A 15,080-nucleotide genomic window follows, 5' to 3' on the forward strand; every position below is an offset into this window, starting at 1 on the left:
GCCGGCGCCCTCAAAACGGCGGGTACTTCGCCATGACGCGTTCGTCGAATGCCGGATCGCGATCGGCCTCGGTAATCGGCCAGTCCCGGTGGGTGAGCAGATCGTCGGCAATCTCCGTGATCACCTCGCGGAGTTCGAGCGCGGCCAGCCATTCCGGCGGGATCGCCTCGACGCCCCACCTCGCCCCGAGGATGTTGCCGGTGATCGCCCCGGTGGAATCCGAATCGCCACCGTGGTTCACCGCCAGCGTCACGCCATCACGGAAATCACGGGCGACCAGCGCACAGTAGAGCGATATCGCCAGTGCCTCCTCGGCCACCCAGCCCTCTCCGAGCTGCGCGATCGCCTCCTTGCGATCAACGTCGGAATCCGCCAGCGTCAACGCGTGATCGACGGCGCGCATCGTCTCCTTGGCCTCCTCGCCGTACTCGGAGAGGTAGACACTCAACACGGGACGCGCCGCGACTCGCAGATCCTCGTCCCTAGCAGCCAAGATGACGAGCAGCGCCAATCCACAGGCGGCGACCTTCCCGGTGGGGTGGCCATGCGTGATCCCGGCAATCTCGTAGGCACGGTCGGACGCCTCTTCTGTTCGCGGAAAGTCACCACCAACCATCGCAGCCAAGGCCACGGGTGCAACCCGCATCACGCCGCCACAGCCCTTGCTGTCGTTCATGGCCCGCAATTCGCCCTCACCCATCTCGATCAGCGAACTCAGGCAGGTATTCCCCGGCGCCCTGGCATGGTGAAGTTCGGGATGCTCGTAGAGCCATCCCAGCGAATCCTCCTTAGGAACGGGCTCGTGCCGCGGCTCGTAGCCCTGTGTCAGCAACCAGCGGAGGTAGGCAGACTTCACTTCGGTCGCGACGTGGACAAACCACTCGGTGTGATGGCTCGCCACCCAGGCTCGGATCAGCCCGTCAGCGGTGAAAAGGCTCATCTGGGTATCGTCCGTAATACGCCCAAGGCCACCGTAGGCTGGGGCGAAGTCCTGTATGCCATCGGGACCAAAGGTCGAGTCGATCTGGGCACGCGTCATGAACTCCACGGGTGCGCCGAGCGCATCACCCACGGCACCGCCGAGCAGGCAGCCGCGAAAGCGGGACTGCCGGGGAGCCAGATCCCTGGGAACGTTCGCAATCAATCCAGCCATGTCGCCTCCCTCGCCCCGCGGGCCTTGGTCAGTGTGCGTCCAGCCTATCGAAGGGTTGCGACACTTAATGTCGCGCTCACCGCGAACCTCGCCGTTTGAGGCCAAGGGCACTCACCCGCCGGGCGGATGGCCGCGGAAATGAGCCTGGGTCAGGACGTCCTGCCAATCCCTGCCGTTTTGCTCGTACTTGTCCGCCGTCCCCGCCATTCGCAGCCATTGCTCGGATATCTCGCTGATCACCGCACTCCGCCCGGAGCCGGGCTGGCCGACCGTCAGGTCAAGGAGCATGTGGTCCCGGAATCGCTTGAGAACACGTCCACGCACGCCCTCGAATGCTGGACGCCGGTCGCGTAATAGGCGTTGTGGAAACTCAAGCTGAGCGTGTGACCACCGGTCTTTTCCTGCGTGACGGCAGTGACGTAGATCGGGGAGACGTAGGGGCCTTGGTAACCCGGAAGCATCATCCAGGCATACCAGCGCCCGGGGCGCAGGGTGAAGCGGTCCGTAGTCGGCGCATTCGCGGAGGCGTTATCCATTCCATTTGTCCGGTACTTTCGCGTGGCATCGCATCAGCGAATCACGATGTCGGAGCCAGAAAGGCAATCGTCGCCACCCAGGCGACACCGAGGAGCAACAGACCCACCACGTAGTGTTTCAGACCCCGCCAGCGAGTGGTTCGCCAGCGCTGGGAGACTCGGCGACGCTCTTCCTCCGGCAACTCCTCCCAGGGCATCCCTCGAAGATAGGCACGGTCACGCTTGTCCAAACCCTGGCGCAGAAGGGAGAGCAGCAGCCAACAACCGGCATAGAAGAAGCCCAGCCAAGCCCAAGCGAGAAGCAGCGTGGTCGAGAAGAAAAGCGCTTCGTTCATGGCGACACTCCGTTCCTACTTATACCGGCGGGTATTTTTTCATCACCAACGAGTCGAAGTCCCAGTCGTCGCCCAGCTCGCCAACCGGCCAGGAGCGGCAGCTCAACAAATCATCCGCCAGCTCGATGATTACCTGGAAAAGCTCGAGGCGAGCAAGCCATTCCGCCGGGATCGACTCCAGCCCCCAACGTGCCCCGAGGATGTTCCCAGTGATCGCCCCGGTCGAATCGGAGTCACCGTCGTGGTTGACGGCCAGGGTCACCCCGTCACGGAAATCATGGGCCACCAGAGCACAGTAGACCGAGATGGCCAGTGCCTCCTCGGCGACCCAGCCCTCTCCCAGCCTCGTGATCGCGTCAGTACGCGACACGTCGCTTCGAGCGAGATCCCGGGCCTGGTCGAGGGCATCCAGCGTCTCCCCGCAATCCGGCTCTGCGCGCAAGGATTCCCTCGCCTTGGTCAACGCGGTCTCGACATCGTCGCCCTTGGTCACGTTGGCGATGAGGGCTGCCAAGGCACCGGCAGCGAGAAAGCCCGTCGGATGCCCGTGGGTGAACGCGGCCAGCTCGCACCCCAAGCGAAACCCGTCGTCGCCCTCGATGAACTCGTTGCCAAGCGAGGCATTGAGCCCGACCGGGGCCACCCGCATCACGCCACCACAGCCCTTGCTGTTGTTGTCCGCGATGTCATCCCGCAGTTCGCCGCGGGACAGCGCCGTGATGCAGGTATTGCCCGGTGCCCTGCGATGACGCAATTCGCGCTGCTCGTCGAGCCACCCAAACCAATCCTCCCCAGGACGCCAGTCCTCATGCGGCTCAATACCTTGGGTGATCAGCCAACGCGAGTAGGCATAACGCACGACGCTCGGGGCATGGACGATGCCCTTGGTGCTGCCACGCACATAGGCCCGGATCAAGCCGTCGGCCGTGAAGAGTGTCATCTGGGTGTCGTCGGTGATCCGCCCCACCCCACCATAGGCCGGGGCAAAGTCCGTGATGCCGTCAGGCCCGAAGGCCCCCTCGATCTCGCTGCGACTCATGAACTCGACTGGTGCGCCCAGCGCGTCCCCCACGGCACCACCAAGCAGGCAGCCGCGGAACCTCGACTGCAGCGGCCTCAACTCATCTGGAATGGTTTCCATGACCCCTGCCATGCTGCCTCCTTGGCCCTGTACCCACGCTTAACGTGACACCACTTTACGGCCCGGCCGCGACAAATCCTGTCGCGAGACTCGACGATCATTTGATCCCGGAGATAAATTGCCGATTTCATGGAAAGCCTTAGTCTGGATTGCTGCATACAAGCAAAGCGACTACGACGCTTTAAGACGGGAAAACTGACATGAGCGAAAACTGGATAGCGTTTCTCGCCGGCGCGGCCTGGCTGGCCGTATTCACCGCCGGGCTTTTCGCCTTTGCCAACTGGGTGCAGCGGCGGGATCGTCGACAGCGAAATGAGCGAAACCGAGCACGCTATGATCAGGGCATAACGACTTCCGATCGGCCAGAACGGAAAGGGGGAGCGTGACCATGTCGGACTGGTTCACGACGATGCTGACCGGACTGGCCCTGACCATTGTCTTCTTGGGGCCGGTCTTCGTGCTTTATCGACACATCGTGAAACGAATGCGTGCAGAACGGGAAAAGGAGCATTGCCGCCGTCACGAAATCGAATGGGGGAACGAACAGTGATCAAGGGCTTGTTGCTAGGCTTTGGCTTCCTCGTCGTGGCAATCCTGATTGCAATAGTATTGGTTCGTTACGCCAATAGGCTGGGCAGAGCTGAGCGCCACGCGCCCAACGGCTCCGACGATACCCCGGGACACGATGGGCATTGATTCGAGAACGTCGACCACTTTGCCGAGGGTCTGAGCCATGTGCGGTCGCTATGCCCTTCACACAAACCCGATGCGGGTCGCACAACACCTCGGGCTATCGATTGAGTTGGACTGGGATCCGACATACAACATCGCGCCGGGCCGAGTGGTCCCGGTAATTGCCCCCAATCCAGCCTCCGGCGAACCAATCGGTACCGAGGCACACTGGGGCTTCCACCCCCACTGGGCCGGGCAGGACGCCCCCACGCCGATCAATGCCCGAGCCGAAAGCCTGCGTAAAAGCCGCTACTTCCTCGACAGCTTCCGTAATCACCGCTGCCTCGTGCCCGCCGACGGCTGGTACGAGTGGATGGAAGAGCACGGCAAAAAGCTGCCTTGGTACTTCGCGCGCAACGATGGCCACCCGATCGTGTTCGCCGGCCTGATGGCCCGGGGAAAAGACGACAGCCAAACCATGGCCATCATCACCGAGCCAGCCCGCGGCATGGCCAAGACGATCCATGACCGAATGCCGCTGGTGCTTACTCCGGAGAGCATCACCTCCTGGCTGTCACCCGGGCTGACCGATCCCGACGAGCTCCGCGAGCAGGTTCACCACGAACCGATCGAAGACTTCCGCGCATTCCGGGTCAGCCCCGTGGTCAATCGAGCGGACGCCGAAGGCGCCGAACTGATCACACCGACCAATCCCGACCGCTCTTGATCCCCCGCCAGAACGCCTTTTCATGGCGACTCCCAAATTAATTAGCTGATCCGAAATCCCGAGCTAGGTTGGAGACATCACCGACGACTCGGTGAGTTCACCCAAACCAGGAGGGATGCTCCATGAAGACCACCGACGTTCACGACCACGACCGAGAGCGAAACCTGACCTTTGCGAAAAGACTGCGCGAGGGGTCATACATCATCCTCGGCTTCGCGCTTTACGCCGCCCTGATGCTCATGAACCACGACGGGGTCATATCGCTTCCCGCCTGGCTGGTCTGGGAGGTGCCCGCGCCCGAGATCAAGCCGATCATGTACCTCGCGGGGTTCGCTGCCCTGCAGGCCAAGGCCAAGAACATCGAGTTGGATGCCGGGCACGATCATCGCGGGTTCTGACCGACGAACGTCAAGAAACAAAGGGGTAGAAACACCATGTCGAAGCAAGCTCAAAACAAACCGATGATGAACATGACTAGGCGGGAAATGATGCAGGTTGCCTCCCATGTGAGCTATTTCTCTCTCGTCTGCGCCCTCTGGATGGCCGCCTCACTGCTGGAGCGGGATAGCGGCACCGAGTGGTCGTCTCTGCTGATCGGCTCGGCCCCGGCCTTAGAACTCAAGGCCATCTTCTACATACTGCTTTTCGTGGCAATCCGATCGGTACTGAATTATCTCGAGGAGACGGACAGCCCGAGCAAACAATGAGCTTCTTCAACATCGGCAAGAAGGACGCCGACGGTCGGCAAGTCCGCATCGAGCATCGTGGGCGCTATTTGCGGGCCAGCCGAACGGGTGAGGTGTCCCTACGTGCCCAGACGAAAGCAGCCGGCGTCAATTTCACCGGCAACACGGCACAAGGCATTCGCGTCTCGGCCACGCCGGTCAAGGACACCCAGATCGCGCTACAAAACGGCCGGTTCATTCTTCGCGGTCGCTACGGACGCGGACCGACCAAGCTGAATCTGTCGAAAACGGGCGTGACGGTTTCAACGCGCAACCGGCTAGGGACGTTCAACTGGATCAAGCCCAACCGCTCTTCAGCCAAGATCGCCGGCGTCCAGGTCCGAGGCCGAAATGCCGTCGTACTCCAGTCGATCTACTTCGCCTTCTCGGCTATCGGGCTGCTGTCGCAAATGGTGGTCTCGGCTCTGCGATTACTGGTACAGGTCGTCGCCAGTTTGGCTCGCGGCACGGCCTGGCTGATTAAAGCTACGCCGCCCGCCATGCAAACCCTAAGACGCCGCCTGCGCAACTGGCGACTCGAGCGTCTCCAGCGGCAATTCGACGTCGAGGTTCTGGACACACTCGGCCGGATGACGGATGCCGAACTGCGAGCAGCGACCCACCTGGCTTTCGCGTGTTGGGGACGGGGAGAGCCAGCGTCATCGGAAATGATCGACGCCGAGGAAGTAGAGCGTGCGGTGCCGATGCTGTCCTACATCGAGCGAAATGCACCGGAAGGCGACTGGCACCTGGCAGTGCTCGGGCGAGTTGCCGAGATCCTGTCGAGACGGCTAGCGGTGTCGGACATGGGCGAACTGCTGCTCATCGCGGACGAAGCGGCGCTCGCCCAAGGACCTAGAACCGTACTGCAAGAGCGGATGCTGGAGGTGTTCGCCGATTTCGCCGGGTTGGAACTTGAACCGGTCGACCAATCGGAGCAAGCCACCAAAACGACCCCGCCACCAGGGAAACGGTCCGCCAGCAGGCCCGCGAGCAGCCATTCCATCAATCTGAACACGGCCTCACTCGAAGATCTCCAGTCCCTGCCCCACATCGGCCCGGAACGCGCGGAGGACCTCGTCGGCATGCGGCCGATCGAGCGCATCGAGCAACTCCGCGCGATCGATGGCATCGGTCCCGCGCGTCTGGAGCAAATCAAGGCGCATGGTGTGACCGTCTGACGATCGCCACCTGATACAGTCCTCAAGCTGTCTCGGAACGGCCGTCAATCACGTCTCCAGCGCATTGGCCCAATGACTATCAAGGCATACAACCAAAAGGCCTCGACATTCTTCGCCCAGTATCAATCCGTGAGCTTTGAACGCGTCCATGGCGACTGGTCGCCGCTTCTACCTGACCAGGCCGGCCTTGCCCTCGATGTCGGGGCAGCAAGCGGGCGCGACGCGCTTGCCTTGGCCGAGCGAGGATGGGATGTCATCGCGGTCGAACCTGCCGCCGAGCTACGGCGCCTCGGCGAACAGGAAACAGGAAAAGCCAGCGTGCAGTGGTTGGATGATCAACTTCCGGATCTCGCCCAAGTCCGAAAACTCACCTACCGCTTTGACCTGATTCTCGTCTCGGCAGTCTGGATGCACGTTGCCCCGACCCAACGAGAGCGAGCGTTCAGGATCCTGACGGAGCTGCTGGCGCCGTCGGGAATGCTGGTCATCACGCTCCGTCACGGCCCCGGTGATGGGGAGCGGGTCTTCCACGAGGTAAGCAAGGCAGAACTCGACGCGCTGGCGCGTCACCGTGCGGTCATGCCAGTGCCACTTAGCAGCGCACCGCACGCCGATCAACTCCAACGGCCGGAGGTCTGGTGGGAAACGGCTGTTTATCGGCTACCAGACGATGGGACGGGAGCGCTCCCAACCTTGCGTCACGTCATCGTCAACGACAACAAGTCGTCCACATACAAGCTTGGCCTACTCCGCACGTTGGTACGAATCGCCGACAGCGCTCCCGGCCTTGTCCTTGAACACACCGATGAATACGTGGAGTTGCCTCTCGGCGCCCTGGGGCTCTTCTGGGTGATGCTCTATCACCCGCTGGTACTCCGACACGGCCTACGGCAATCACCAGGCAAGCGTGGGCTTGGGTTCGCCACGAATCACTTCAACGCCCTCAAGACCCTCTCCGTTTTGGACCTTCGTCCCGGCCAATCACTCTCGGCGGACATCGCCCCGACCGTGCTCCACGCAATCCGTGATGCCTCGGCAAACATTTTGAAGAATCCGGCGCGGTTCACGACTTGGCCGGGCACGAACCGGCCGATATTCGACGGTGGCCCGAAACGCCTGGTCATCAAGCCGCAGGCGGTGAGATTGGATCGCGAGACCCTCGCCCGCTTTGGACGCTTCCGCGTCCCAGCAAGTCTCTGGGACACGTTCAGCCGATATGCGTGCTGGGTTGAGCCCGCAATCGTGAACGAATGGGTCAATCTGATGCAGGACTGGGACATCAGCCACTCAGCGGACGAGTGCCGCCACGCGTTGAGCTGGTCGGAGGGCCGTCGTGACACAAGCCTGACCCGCCGCATGATCGAGAGCCAACTGAAATCGGGCAAGGTCGAATGCGTCTGGACGGGCAGTGACCTGCGGCGAAAACGTCACGACATCGACCACTGTTTCCCTTGGTCACGTTGGAGTAACAACGACCTCTGGAACCTGATGCCGTCATCGGCGACTGCCAACGCGAAAAAAGCGGAGAAATTACCGGCCGATTCGCTGCTCAAGGAATCGCGGGGACGGATTCTTGATTGGTGGGATGCCGCCATCATCGGCACCGAACGGGAAGATCAGTTCTATGCCGAAGCTGAATCATCGCTGCCATTACTCAACCGCGGCGCGAGTATCGAGAGCGTTTTCGAAGCGATGCTTCGGCAGCGGCTTCGCCTCAAGACCAACCTCCAGTTGGCTGAGTGGATGGGCCTGTGAATCGGCATCGTAAACGCCTATAAGGAAACCATCGAAAGCGAGAAACAACTGCGCCGCGCTGAACGGATCAGCAGTGAAACTCTTGAGGTGTCTAGTGAAGTCGGAGCGATTCAATCCATATCTTCGCCTTGATGCCCCCCGTCTCCTACCGCTCGCGATATTTCCTCATCACGTTTGCCTTCGACTTCCGCATACTTCCAATCAACCTGATCATGTCGTTGACCTTTTCAAGTTGATTCATGGTTTCAAGGATTAGCGCCTTTTCCTCGGCGCCGGCTTTCCCGAACTGGCGAATTGAATACTTGCCTGTTTTCGTCCGGCGTAGAAACTTGGATCGCATTTGCCATTGCTTCTGGCCTGCCCCTGATGCGGCCGGTATCCAAATCAATTCAGCCCAGTCGATCCGCAGCGTGTAGCTACCTGTTGTTTTCTCTTCGCCTCGAACAAAGACGGTGTACTTGAACCAATCCTTGGGCCGGCTCTGCCTGCGGATCTCTAGCGACCTCTCCCAAAACGGTTCACAAATCCTTTGGGCCTCATACTCTGCGGATCGGATCACCGCATCCATGACCTCGCCCAGGTTGTCCAGGGCGTCGTCGATCTCGTCTCTCATGCACCCAGGCCTCCTTCGCCTATTTCTGGGTCTACCACGTCTCTCTAAACGGGATCACAACATCACTCCATGATGCAGCCATCTTAATTATACTGAACATGGTTCCATGTTGCAGAAAATTAAGGCGGCGTGCGGGGACGGCAGCGCCGCGCCGCCCTATCACCCTATGCAAATCAGATACTTAGGTGGGGAAACCAAATCCATGATGCCGTAAATTAGTTACGGCATCATGGGGTCATGATGGATAGAGCAGCTTTTTTCGAGCGAACGCCATGATGGCGTGAATAATTTACTGCGACATGGAATTGGTTTCGTAGTTATCGGCCATTCTGGCTTGCGGCCTTTCGTGCCACCATCGGGCCCAATGAGACCATCAGATCGACCGGCGATACGCCCGGGTGATTCTTCGCCAGCTGGGCGAGCACGAGGTTGGAAACCTCGAAGGCATCTTCAGGCGAGATCGGTATCGCCTTGACCCCTTCCGGGCTGAACAAGCGGCCGAACATGTTGCCCCCCTGATCCTGGAAGGAAAATCCCTTGTTGTTTCGTGGGCCGTGATTCTTGTATTCGATCTGCGAGATCAGCCCGAGAAACACGGCGGCAACCATGGGTAATTCCTGCCTGGTTACCTGGATCCGGGCCTTGTGGCTCCAATCGTATTCACGGTTTGGGCCTTGCTTGGCAGGTGCAGCCTCGATAGCAACCGTGTGATACCCGGCCCGCGTCTGGTCAGGCTCAAAGCAAAAGGCAGCTTTCGAGCCATAAACCTTTACCTGATCGGCAGTTCGACCCACGCTCCGTTTTTTGGGAACCATCTCACTTGGCTGCGTTGTGAGCTTCGGTCCTTGGTCGCCGGCATCACGACCGCGATCTTTCACGCTCGGGCGCTGCCGAAGATCCGATTCAGGCTCCGATGACGATTCAGCACCGTGTTCCCGAACTAGATTGCGAAGAAAGACATCGACACCTTTCCGCTTCTCCCTCAGGTCCTGGACGGCTCGCATTACCTGCCCTGGACCACGGGTCTTGATTGCCGACTCAAACCCCTGCCGCGTAAAGCGCGGCAGTCTCGACTCGGCCAGCAGTCGATTCACGGTTTCCAGTTGCATCGTTTGCATCACCTACACCCTCCAAAATGCGGCTGTTCGACAACTCCCGGGTATGTCCGCGAAGCCCTCAACTCGCAACTCGAAGCAAGCCCTCCATTACCAACGCCTCGGGCTCCTTGTTCGCACAGGAAACGGGGACGCCGTTTACCAACATGGGGCGCAGTTCCATACGGCAAGCGAATACCACGTCGCGAGAATGTTGGCCGCCGCCGTGGATAGGCGACACTGTCCTACCGTGATGCCTGACCACGGGGTTAACACCGTTGGACACGGCCTCGATCGCTTTGGCCCGCCGGCAAGCTGTCTCACGATCTCGACTCGTCCGGGCACCACTCTCCATTACGCCTTCCCGGTTAGATCCCGAGCCGGCTCGCGCGGCTATTCCCACGCAGTCGCGAATCAGGCTGTACCAAAAGAAGTGCACAGCTCTCGCATTTCGCTCGAGATCGAAAAGACCGTCTCGGATCGCTCTCGCCCCGACCCGCGCAAGTGCCACATCAAAACTTCCCGGCGTGAAGGTGGGCAGAGCGTGGTTCCGGAGCACGGTGTTCACGTCATCGACGGTCAGGGTGTTCAGCTCTTCATTCATCATCGGAGACATCTCCTTTCTGGTTGACACAAGACCAGACTCACACGAGGAGATGGATCCGCTATTTTTTGGACCACGCTTTAACGCACCCTTCACGTCTCAGCCCGGCATCGACCAACCAACAAGGCAACGCTGCCACCCAGGAGGCCCACAGAGCCTTCCTCCGGGGATGTGTAGTAGAGAGGTAGAGGCGCAAGGGCACGAGCAGGAGGCTGCCGCCTGTCAGGGACGATGCAGCGGGGCGATCACAGGAAGTTCAGGGTTGGGCGGGGGAAACGACCAGGTTGACCAGCGGAGCAGAACGATGAATCCTTGCACACGAAAAAGGCCGCACCCAGTCTGGATGCGGCCTTTCCGGGCCCGAAAAGCCTACCGTTTTAGGATTGGTAGGTTTTTGGGTAGTTTTATCGGGAAACCAGCTCTAAGTGACTGATTTCCCTTTCTGTGTGGTGGAGCCAGGCGGGATCGAACCGCCGACCTCCTGCATGCCATGCAGGCGCTCTCCCAGCTGAGCTATGGCCCCTCGTCTCGAGGAATGCGCGCATTGTACCGGCACGGCGGAGGCTGTCAACACCCTGTCACGGGGATTTTCGTCGATCACGACAAGCCCCTGATTCCTCGTCGTCATACCGCTCGGTCCCGCCTGCAATCCCGACCAATCCGAGCAACCTTCCGGGATTTTGGTTACATTACCGCCAACCGTTCGGTCGGCCTTCCCGGCTGGCCACCCCATCCTTCGCAAACGACGAGGTATCACATGACGCAACCGAATGCCCCGAGCGTCCTGTTCGTCTGCATGGGCAACATCTGCCGTTCGCCCACTGCCCATGCCGTGTTCGAACGTCTGGTCGAACAGGCCCAGCTGGCCGACCGCATCCGGATCGACTCGGCTGGCACCCACGCCTATCACGTCGGCAACCCGCCCGACGAGCGCGCCATGCGTGCGGCCATGTCCCGCCAGTACCACATGGACCACCTCACGGCCCGGCAGGTCCGTGCCGAGGACATCGCCGAGTACGACTACGTGCTCGCCATGGATCTCGCAAACCTGGAGATCCTGCGGTCACTGGCGGACGAGGCCCTGCGCGACAAGCCGCATCTGTTCATGAGCTACGCGCCGGACTACGGGCTCGAGGAAGTGCCGGATCCGTACTACGGCGGCACCAACGGCTTCGAGCAGGTGCTCGACATGATCGAAGCGGCTGCCGGCAACCTGCTCGAGGACATCCGGCGCCGACACCTAAGCTGAACCTCTCGACCCACGCGTCATAAAAAAATGCCCCGCTCGATGCGGGGCGTTTTGCGTTGGGACAGGGCGTGCCCAAGGGGCATTGCCCCGGACACGTCATTCGGATCAGCGCTCGCGCTTGTCCTCGTCACCCTGTTCGTTGCCGACTTCCTCACTCGTGGTTTCCGTTACCGCAGCCGGTTCGCTCGGCGCCGCACCGGATTCCGCGGCCGACTCTTGCGTCGATTCGGCCTGAGCGGGCTCGGGCTTCTTCTCGACCGGGGGCTCGACTGCAGCAGCGGGCTCGCCCTGAGTCTTCGAACCCGACTCGGCCGGCGCCACGTTCTGCTCGGCACCGGACTCGGCCTTGGCGTCGACCGGCTTCTCCCCGCGGGCGGTTGGTTCGGCAGCGGCCTCGGTCCGGGCCGGCTGCGCCGGCTCACGGTTTTCGGCCTTGTCCTCTGACGTGGCGGCAGCGGCACTCGGCTCGGTCTTGGGCGCCGCGGCCTTCTTCGCCGTCTTGGCGTCGGCGGCCTTTACCAAGCGATCACTGCTCTCGAGGCGCACCGAGGCATTCGGCGGCAGGTCTTCGGCAACGCCCTTCTTCTTGGACATGTCCAGCGGCAGGCTCGGGCCGTCACTGACCGGAGCAGCGAGCTGCTGCTCGACCATCTTGCGCTCGCGCTCGCCCAGCGGGGGTGGAGTGCGCGGCTCGCTCTTGGGACCGCGATCGCCACGACCGCGCCCCTTGCCGCCGGAACCACCCTGGCCGCCCTTGCCGGACGGACCTTCACCCTCGCCGCCGGCCTTGCGACCACCGGATTCGGGCTTGGGCTTGCCCTCTGCCTTGCCGGACTCGGGCTGCTCGACCTTCTGCTCGGGCTTCTGACCGGCGCCCTGCTGGCCACCGCCACGACGGCCGCGACCACGGCGACGACGGCCACCGGACTTGCCTTTGCCCTTGCCCTTGCCCTGGCCGGCGTCCTTGTCCTGCTGGTCGCCACGGGCGGTTTCCTTGCTCTCGCCGCCCTTTCGGCCCTTGCCCTTGACCTTCTCGGCTTCCTGCTTGGTCGACTTGCCCTTGCCGCCAGCGGCCTTCTCGGCCTCTTCCTCGGCCGGGGCGCCGAACAGCTGGGTCACCACGCGACGCAGCAGGGACATGGCGCCATTGGCCGCCGGCTTGGTCGGTGCCTGCTCGGGGGCCGCTGCCGCCTTCTTCTCGGGCGCCGCCGGCTGAGCCGGCTTCTCCGGTGCCGGCTGAGCCGGGCGCGGGATGGTCTGCACCGCCGCCTTCTCGGTCTTGCGATGACGCGGCTCTGGCGTCGGCGTCTCGACACTGAGCGGCTCGATCAGCTGCTGGACGTCGCGACCCTTCGCCTCGGTGTCGTCGGCGCGGACGCGTTCGATCTCGTAGTGCGGGGTCTCGAGATTGATGTTCGGGATCAGCAGCAGATCGACGTTGTTCGCCTGCTCGATTTCGTTGATCTGGTCACGCTTCTCGTTGAGGAGATAGGTAGCGACATCGATCGGCACCTGGGCAACGACCCGCCCGGTGTTGTCCTTCATCGCCTCGTCGACGAGCAGGCGCAGGATCGCGAGCGACAGCGACTCGACCGAGCGGATCACGCCCTGGCCGTTGCAGCGCGGGCACATGTGCTGGCTGGATTCCTCCAGCGAGGCCCGCAGGCGCTGACGCGACATCTCCAGCAGGCCGAAGCGCGAGATGCGGCTGGTCTGCACGCGGGCGCGGTCGTACTTGAGCGAATCGCGCAGGCGGTTCTCGACGTCACGCTGGTGCTTGGACGAGTTCATGTCGATGAAATCGATCACGATCAGCCCGCCCAGGTCGCGCAGGCGCAGCTGGCGCGCGATCTCCTCGGCCGCCTCCAGGTTGGTGTTGAACGCGGTGTCCTCGATGTCCTGGCCCTTGGTGTTGCGCCCGGAGTTGATGTCGACCGCGGTCATCGCCTCGGCGACGTCGAACACCAGTTCGCCGCCCGAGGGCAGCGTGACGTTGCGCTGGTAGGCCGACTCGATCTGCGCCTCGATCTGGTAGCGGGAGAACAGCGGGGTCGGGTCGTCGTAGAGCTTGATCTTCTCGGCGACCTTGGGCGTGACCATCTGGACGAAATCCATCGCCTGCTGGTAGATGCCCGGCTCGTCGATGAGGATCTCGCCGATGTCGTTGCGCATGTAGTCGCGCAGCGCCCGGATGATGAGGTTGCTTTCCTGGTAGATCAGGAACGGTGCCTGGCGGCTCTCGGCCGCCTCGCGGATGGCGGTCCATACCTGCACCAGGTAGTCCAGGTCCCACTGCAGTTCCTCGACGTCACGACCGACACCGGCGGTGCGCACGATCAGGCCCATGCCCGCCGGCACGTTCAGCTGTGCCAGCGCCGCCTTGATCTCGGCGCGGTCGTCGCCCTCGATGCGACGCGATACGCCGCCGGCCTTGGGGTTGTTGGGCATGACCACCAGGTAGCGACCAGCCAGGCTGATCAGCGTGGTCAGGGCGGCACCCTTGTTGCCACGCTCTTCCTTCTCGACCTGGACGATCAGCTCCTGACCTTCCTTGAGCGCGTCCTTGATGATCGGACGCCCCTTGTCATCGACCGCCTTGGGGTCGAAGTACTCGGGCGAGATCTCCTTGAAGGGCAGGAACCCGTGGCGATTAGCACCGTAGTTGACGAAGACGGCCTCGAGGCTCGGCTCGATGCGCGTGATGGTGGCCTTGTAGACGTTGGCCTTCTTTTGCTCCCGGGACGGGGTCTCTATGTCGATGTCATAGAGGCGTTGCCCGTCTACTAGCGCAACGCGGATCTCCTCGGAGTGCGTTGCGTTGATCAGCATTCGTTTCATGGAAAAATTCTCGACGTTTCTGCACCGATCGCGTCAGGCAACGGGCCATGCGCGACAGGTGACTTGACTTCAGGGGAACGTCCTGACGCGCGCTGCCCGGCACCGTGCACCGCATGGTCGACTGTGACCGCGGGCACGACAGCTCCTGCCCGGCCGCCATCAGGCGGCACAGGACGGGAAGCGGCAGGGAAAGAAACCAGGCTAGGCGCATGAATTCAGGACGTGATAACCAATGATCGTTTCTTGCAACTGTGAGCAAGCGGCAGCCCGAGGCTGGTCATGCCGATCGAGCCCCGTGCCGGGTTGGCCGGCCGGGTCACTCGGGGCAAACGGGAAGGTCTGGCGCGCAACGCCGACGGTCGAAATACCCGGGCACTCGCTGGCTGCCGTGGGTAGTGGGCACCTGCCGCACTACCTGACTTTTGCCACAGTGCGCTGATACTATCACATCCCCACC

16 protein-coding genes and 1 tRNA gene are annotated in these 15,080 nt (G+C 61.9%); 8 read left to right on the plus strand and 9 right to left on the minus strand.

Going from position 1 to position 15,080, the window contains the following annotated elements:
* Positions 1-10 precede the first annotated feature (10 nt).
* The 4 genes from LV476_RS04835 to LV476_RS04850 all read right to left on the minus strand — a co-directional run bounded on the left by LV476_RS04835 (position 11) and on the right by LV476_RS04850 (position 3,177).
* On the minus strand, positions 11-1,153 hold the full coding sequence (locus LV476_RS04835) for an ADP-ribosylglycohydrolase family protein (RefSeq protein ID WP_250073975.1): 1,143 nt from the start codon (positions 1,151-1,153) through the stop codon (positions 11-13).
* 111 nt (positions 1,154-1,264) lie between these two features.
* Positions 1,265-1,441, minus strand: a complete 177-nt coding sequence (locus LV476_RS04840) for a hypothetical protein (protein WP_250073977.1) — start codon at positions 1,439-1,441, stop codon at positions 1,265-1,267.
* 289 nt (positions 1,442-1,730) lie between these two features.
* Positions 1,731-2,024: a hypothetical protein gene (locus LV476_RS04845; protein ID WP_250073979.1), complete on the minus strand. Its 294-nt coding sequence runs from the start codon at positions 2,022-2,024 to the stop codon at positions 1,731-1,733.
* 19 nt (positions 2,025-2,043) lie between these two features.
* Complete coding sequence (locus LV476_RS04850; RefSeq protein ID WP_250073981.1) at positions 2,044-3,177, minus strand: ADP-ribosylglycohydrolase family protein; 1,134 nt, start codon at positions 3,175-3,177, stop codon at positions 2,044-2,046.
* 188 nt (positions 3,178-3,365) lie between these two features.
* Here LV476_RS04850 and LV476_RS04855 point away from each other — a divergent pair, with 188 nt between their 5' ends.
* The 7 genes from LV476_RS04855 (at position 3,366) to LV476_RS04885 (ending at position 8,225) form a co-directional block, all read left to right on the plus strand.
* Positions 3,366-3,551 (plus strand): hypothetical protein, encoded by a 186-nt coding sequence (locus LV476_RS04855; protein ID WP_250073982.1) that lies wholly within the window; start codon positions 3,366-3,368, stop codon positions 3,549-3,551.
* A 2-nt stretch (positions 3,552-3,553) separates the two neighbouring features.
* Complete coding sequence (locus LV476_RS04860) at positions 3,554-3,715, plus strand: hypothetical protein (RefSeq protein WP_250073984.1); 162 nt, start codon at positions 3,554-3,556, stop codon at positions 3,713-3,715.
* Between the two features lie 183 nt (positions 3,716-3,898).
* Positions 3,899-4,564, plus strand: a complete 666-nt coding sequence (locus LV476_RS04865) for an SOS response-associated peptidase (RefSeq protein WP_284047410.1) — start codon at positions 3,899-3,901, stop codon at positions 4,562-4,564.
* A gap of 122 nt (positions 4,565-4,686) precedes the next feature.
* A complete protein-coding gene (locus LV476_RS04870; protein WP_250073988.1) occupies positions 4,687-4,962 on the plus strand; it encodes a hypothetical protein in 276 nt (91 codons plus the stop codon).
* A 72-nt stretch (positions 4,963-5,034) separates the two neighbouring features.
* The gene (locus LV476_RS04875) at positions 5,035-5,271 is read left to right on the plus strand and encodes a hypothetical protein (protein WP_250073989.1); all 237 of its coding nucleotides are present in this window, start codon (positions 5,035-5,037) and stop codon (positions 5,269-5,271) included.
* Entirely contained in the window at positions 5,268-6,470 is a 1,203-nt protein-coding gene (locus LV476_RS04880; RefSeq protein WP_250073991.1) for a ComEA family DNA-binding protein, read from the plus strand. Before LV476_RS04875 ends, LV476_RS04880 begins: the two co-directional genes overlap by 4 nt.
* Before the next feature lie 72 nt (positions 6,471-6,542).
* Positions 6,543-8,225: a class I SAM-dependent methyltransferase gene (locus LV476_RS04885; protein ID WP_250073992.1), complete on the plus strand. Its 1,683-nt coding sequence runs from the start codon at positions 6,543-6,545 to the stop codon at positions 8,223-8,225.
* A 145-nt stretch (positions 8,226-8,370) separates the two neighbouring features.
* Here the strand turns inward: LV476_RS04885 and mobI are convergent, their stop codons facing one another.
* From mobI to LV476_RS04905, 4 genes are all read right to left on the minus strand, one after another.
* On the minus strand, positions 8,371-8,838 hold the full coding sequence (mobI, locus tag LV476_RS04890; RefSeq protein WP_250073994.1) for a conjugative transfer protein MobI(A/C): 468 nt from the start codon (positions 8,836-8,838) through the stop codon (positions 8,371-8,373).
* Between the two features lie 317 nt (positions 8,839-9,155).
* The gene (locus LV476_RS04895) at positions 9,156-9,956 is read right to left on the minus strand and encodes a hypothetical protein (RefSeq protein WP_250073996.1); all 801 of its coding nucleotides are present in this window, start codon (positions 9,954-9,956) and stop codon (positions 9,156-9,158) included.
* Positions 9,957-10,014: 58 nt separating this feature from the next.
* Entirely contained in the window at positions 10,015-10,539 is a 525-nt protein-coding gene (locus tag LV476_RS04900) for a hypothetical protein (RefSeq protein ID WP_250073998.1), read from the minus strand.
* Positions 10,540-10,983: 444 nt separating this feature from the next.
* Positions 10,984-11,059, minus strand: a tRNA-Ala gene (locus LV476_RS04905).
* Between the two features lie 234 nt (positions 11,060-11,293).
* On the opposite strand from LV476_RS04905, the gene LV476_RS04910 reads away from it, so the two are divergent.
* Positions 11,294-11,785 carry a low molecular weight protein-tyrosine-phosphatase gene (locus LV476_RS04910; RefSeq protein WP_250073999.1) on the plus strand — a complete coding sequence of 164 codons (492 nt, stop codon included), beginning with the start codon at positions 11,294-11,296 and terminating at the stop codon, positions 11,783-11,785.
* A gap of 105 nt (positions 11,786-11,890) precedes the next feature.
* Here LV476_RS04910 and rne read toward each other — a convergent pair whose 3' ends face one another.
* Positions 11,891-14,623 carry a ribonuclease E gene (rne, locus tag LV476_RS04915; protein WP_250074001.1) on the minus strand — a complete coding sequence of 911 codons (2,733 nt, stop codon included), beginning with the start codon at positions 14,621-14,623 and terminating at the stop codon, positions 11,891-11,893.
* Positions 14,624-15,080 lie beyond the last annotated feature (457 nt).

The sequence above is a fragment of the Guyparkeria hydrothermalis genome (assembly GCF_023555385.1).
In the GTDB taxonomy this organism is placed as follows: Bacteria; Pseudomonadota; Gammaproteobacteria; order Halothiobacillales; family Halothiobacillaceae; genus Guyparkeria; species Guyparkeria hydrothermalis_A.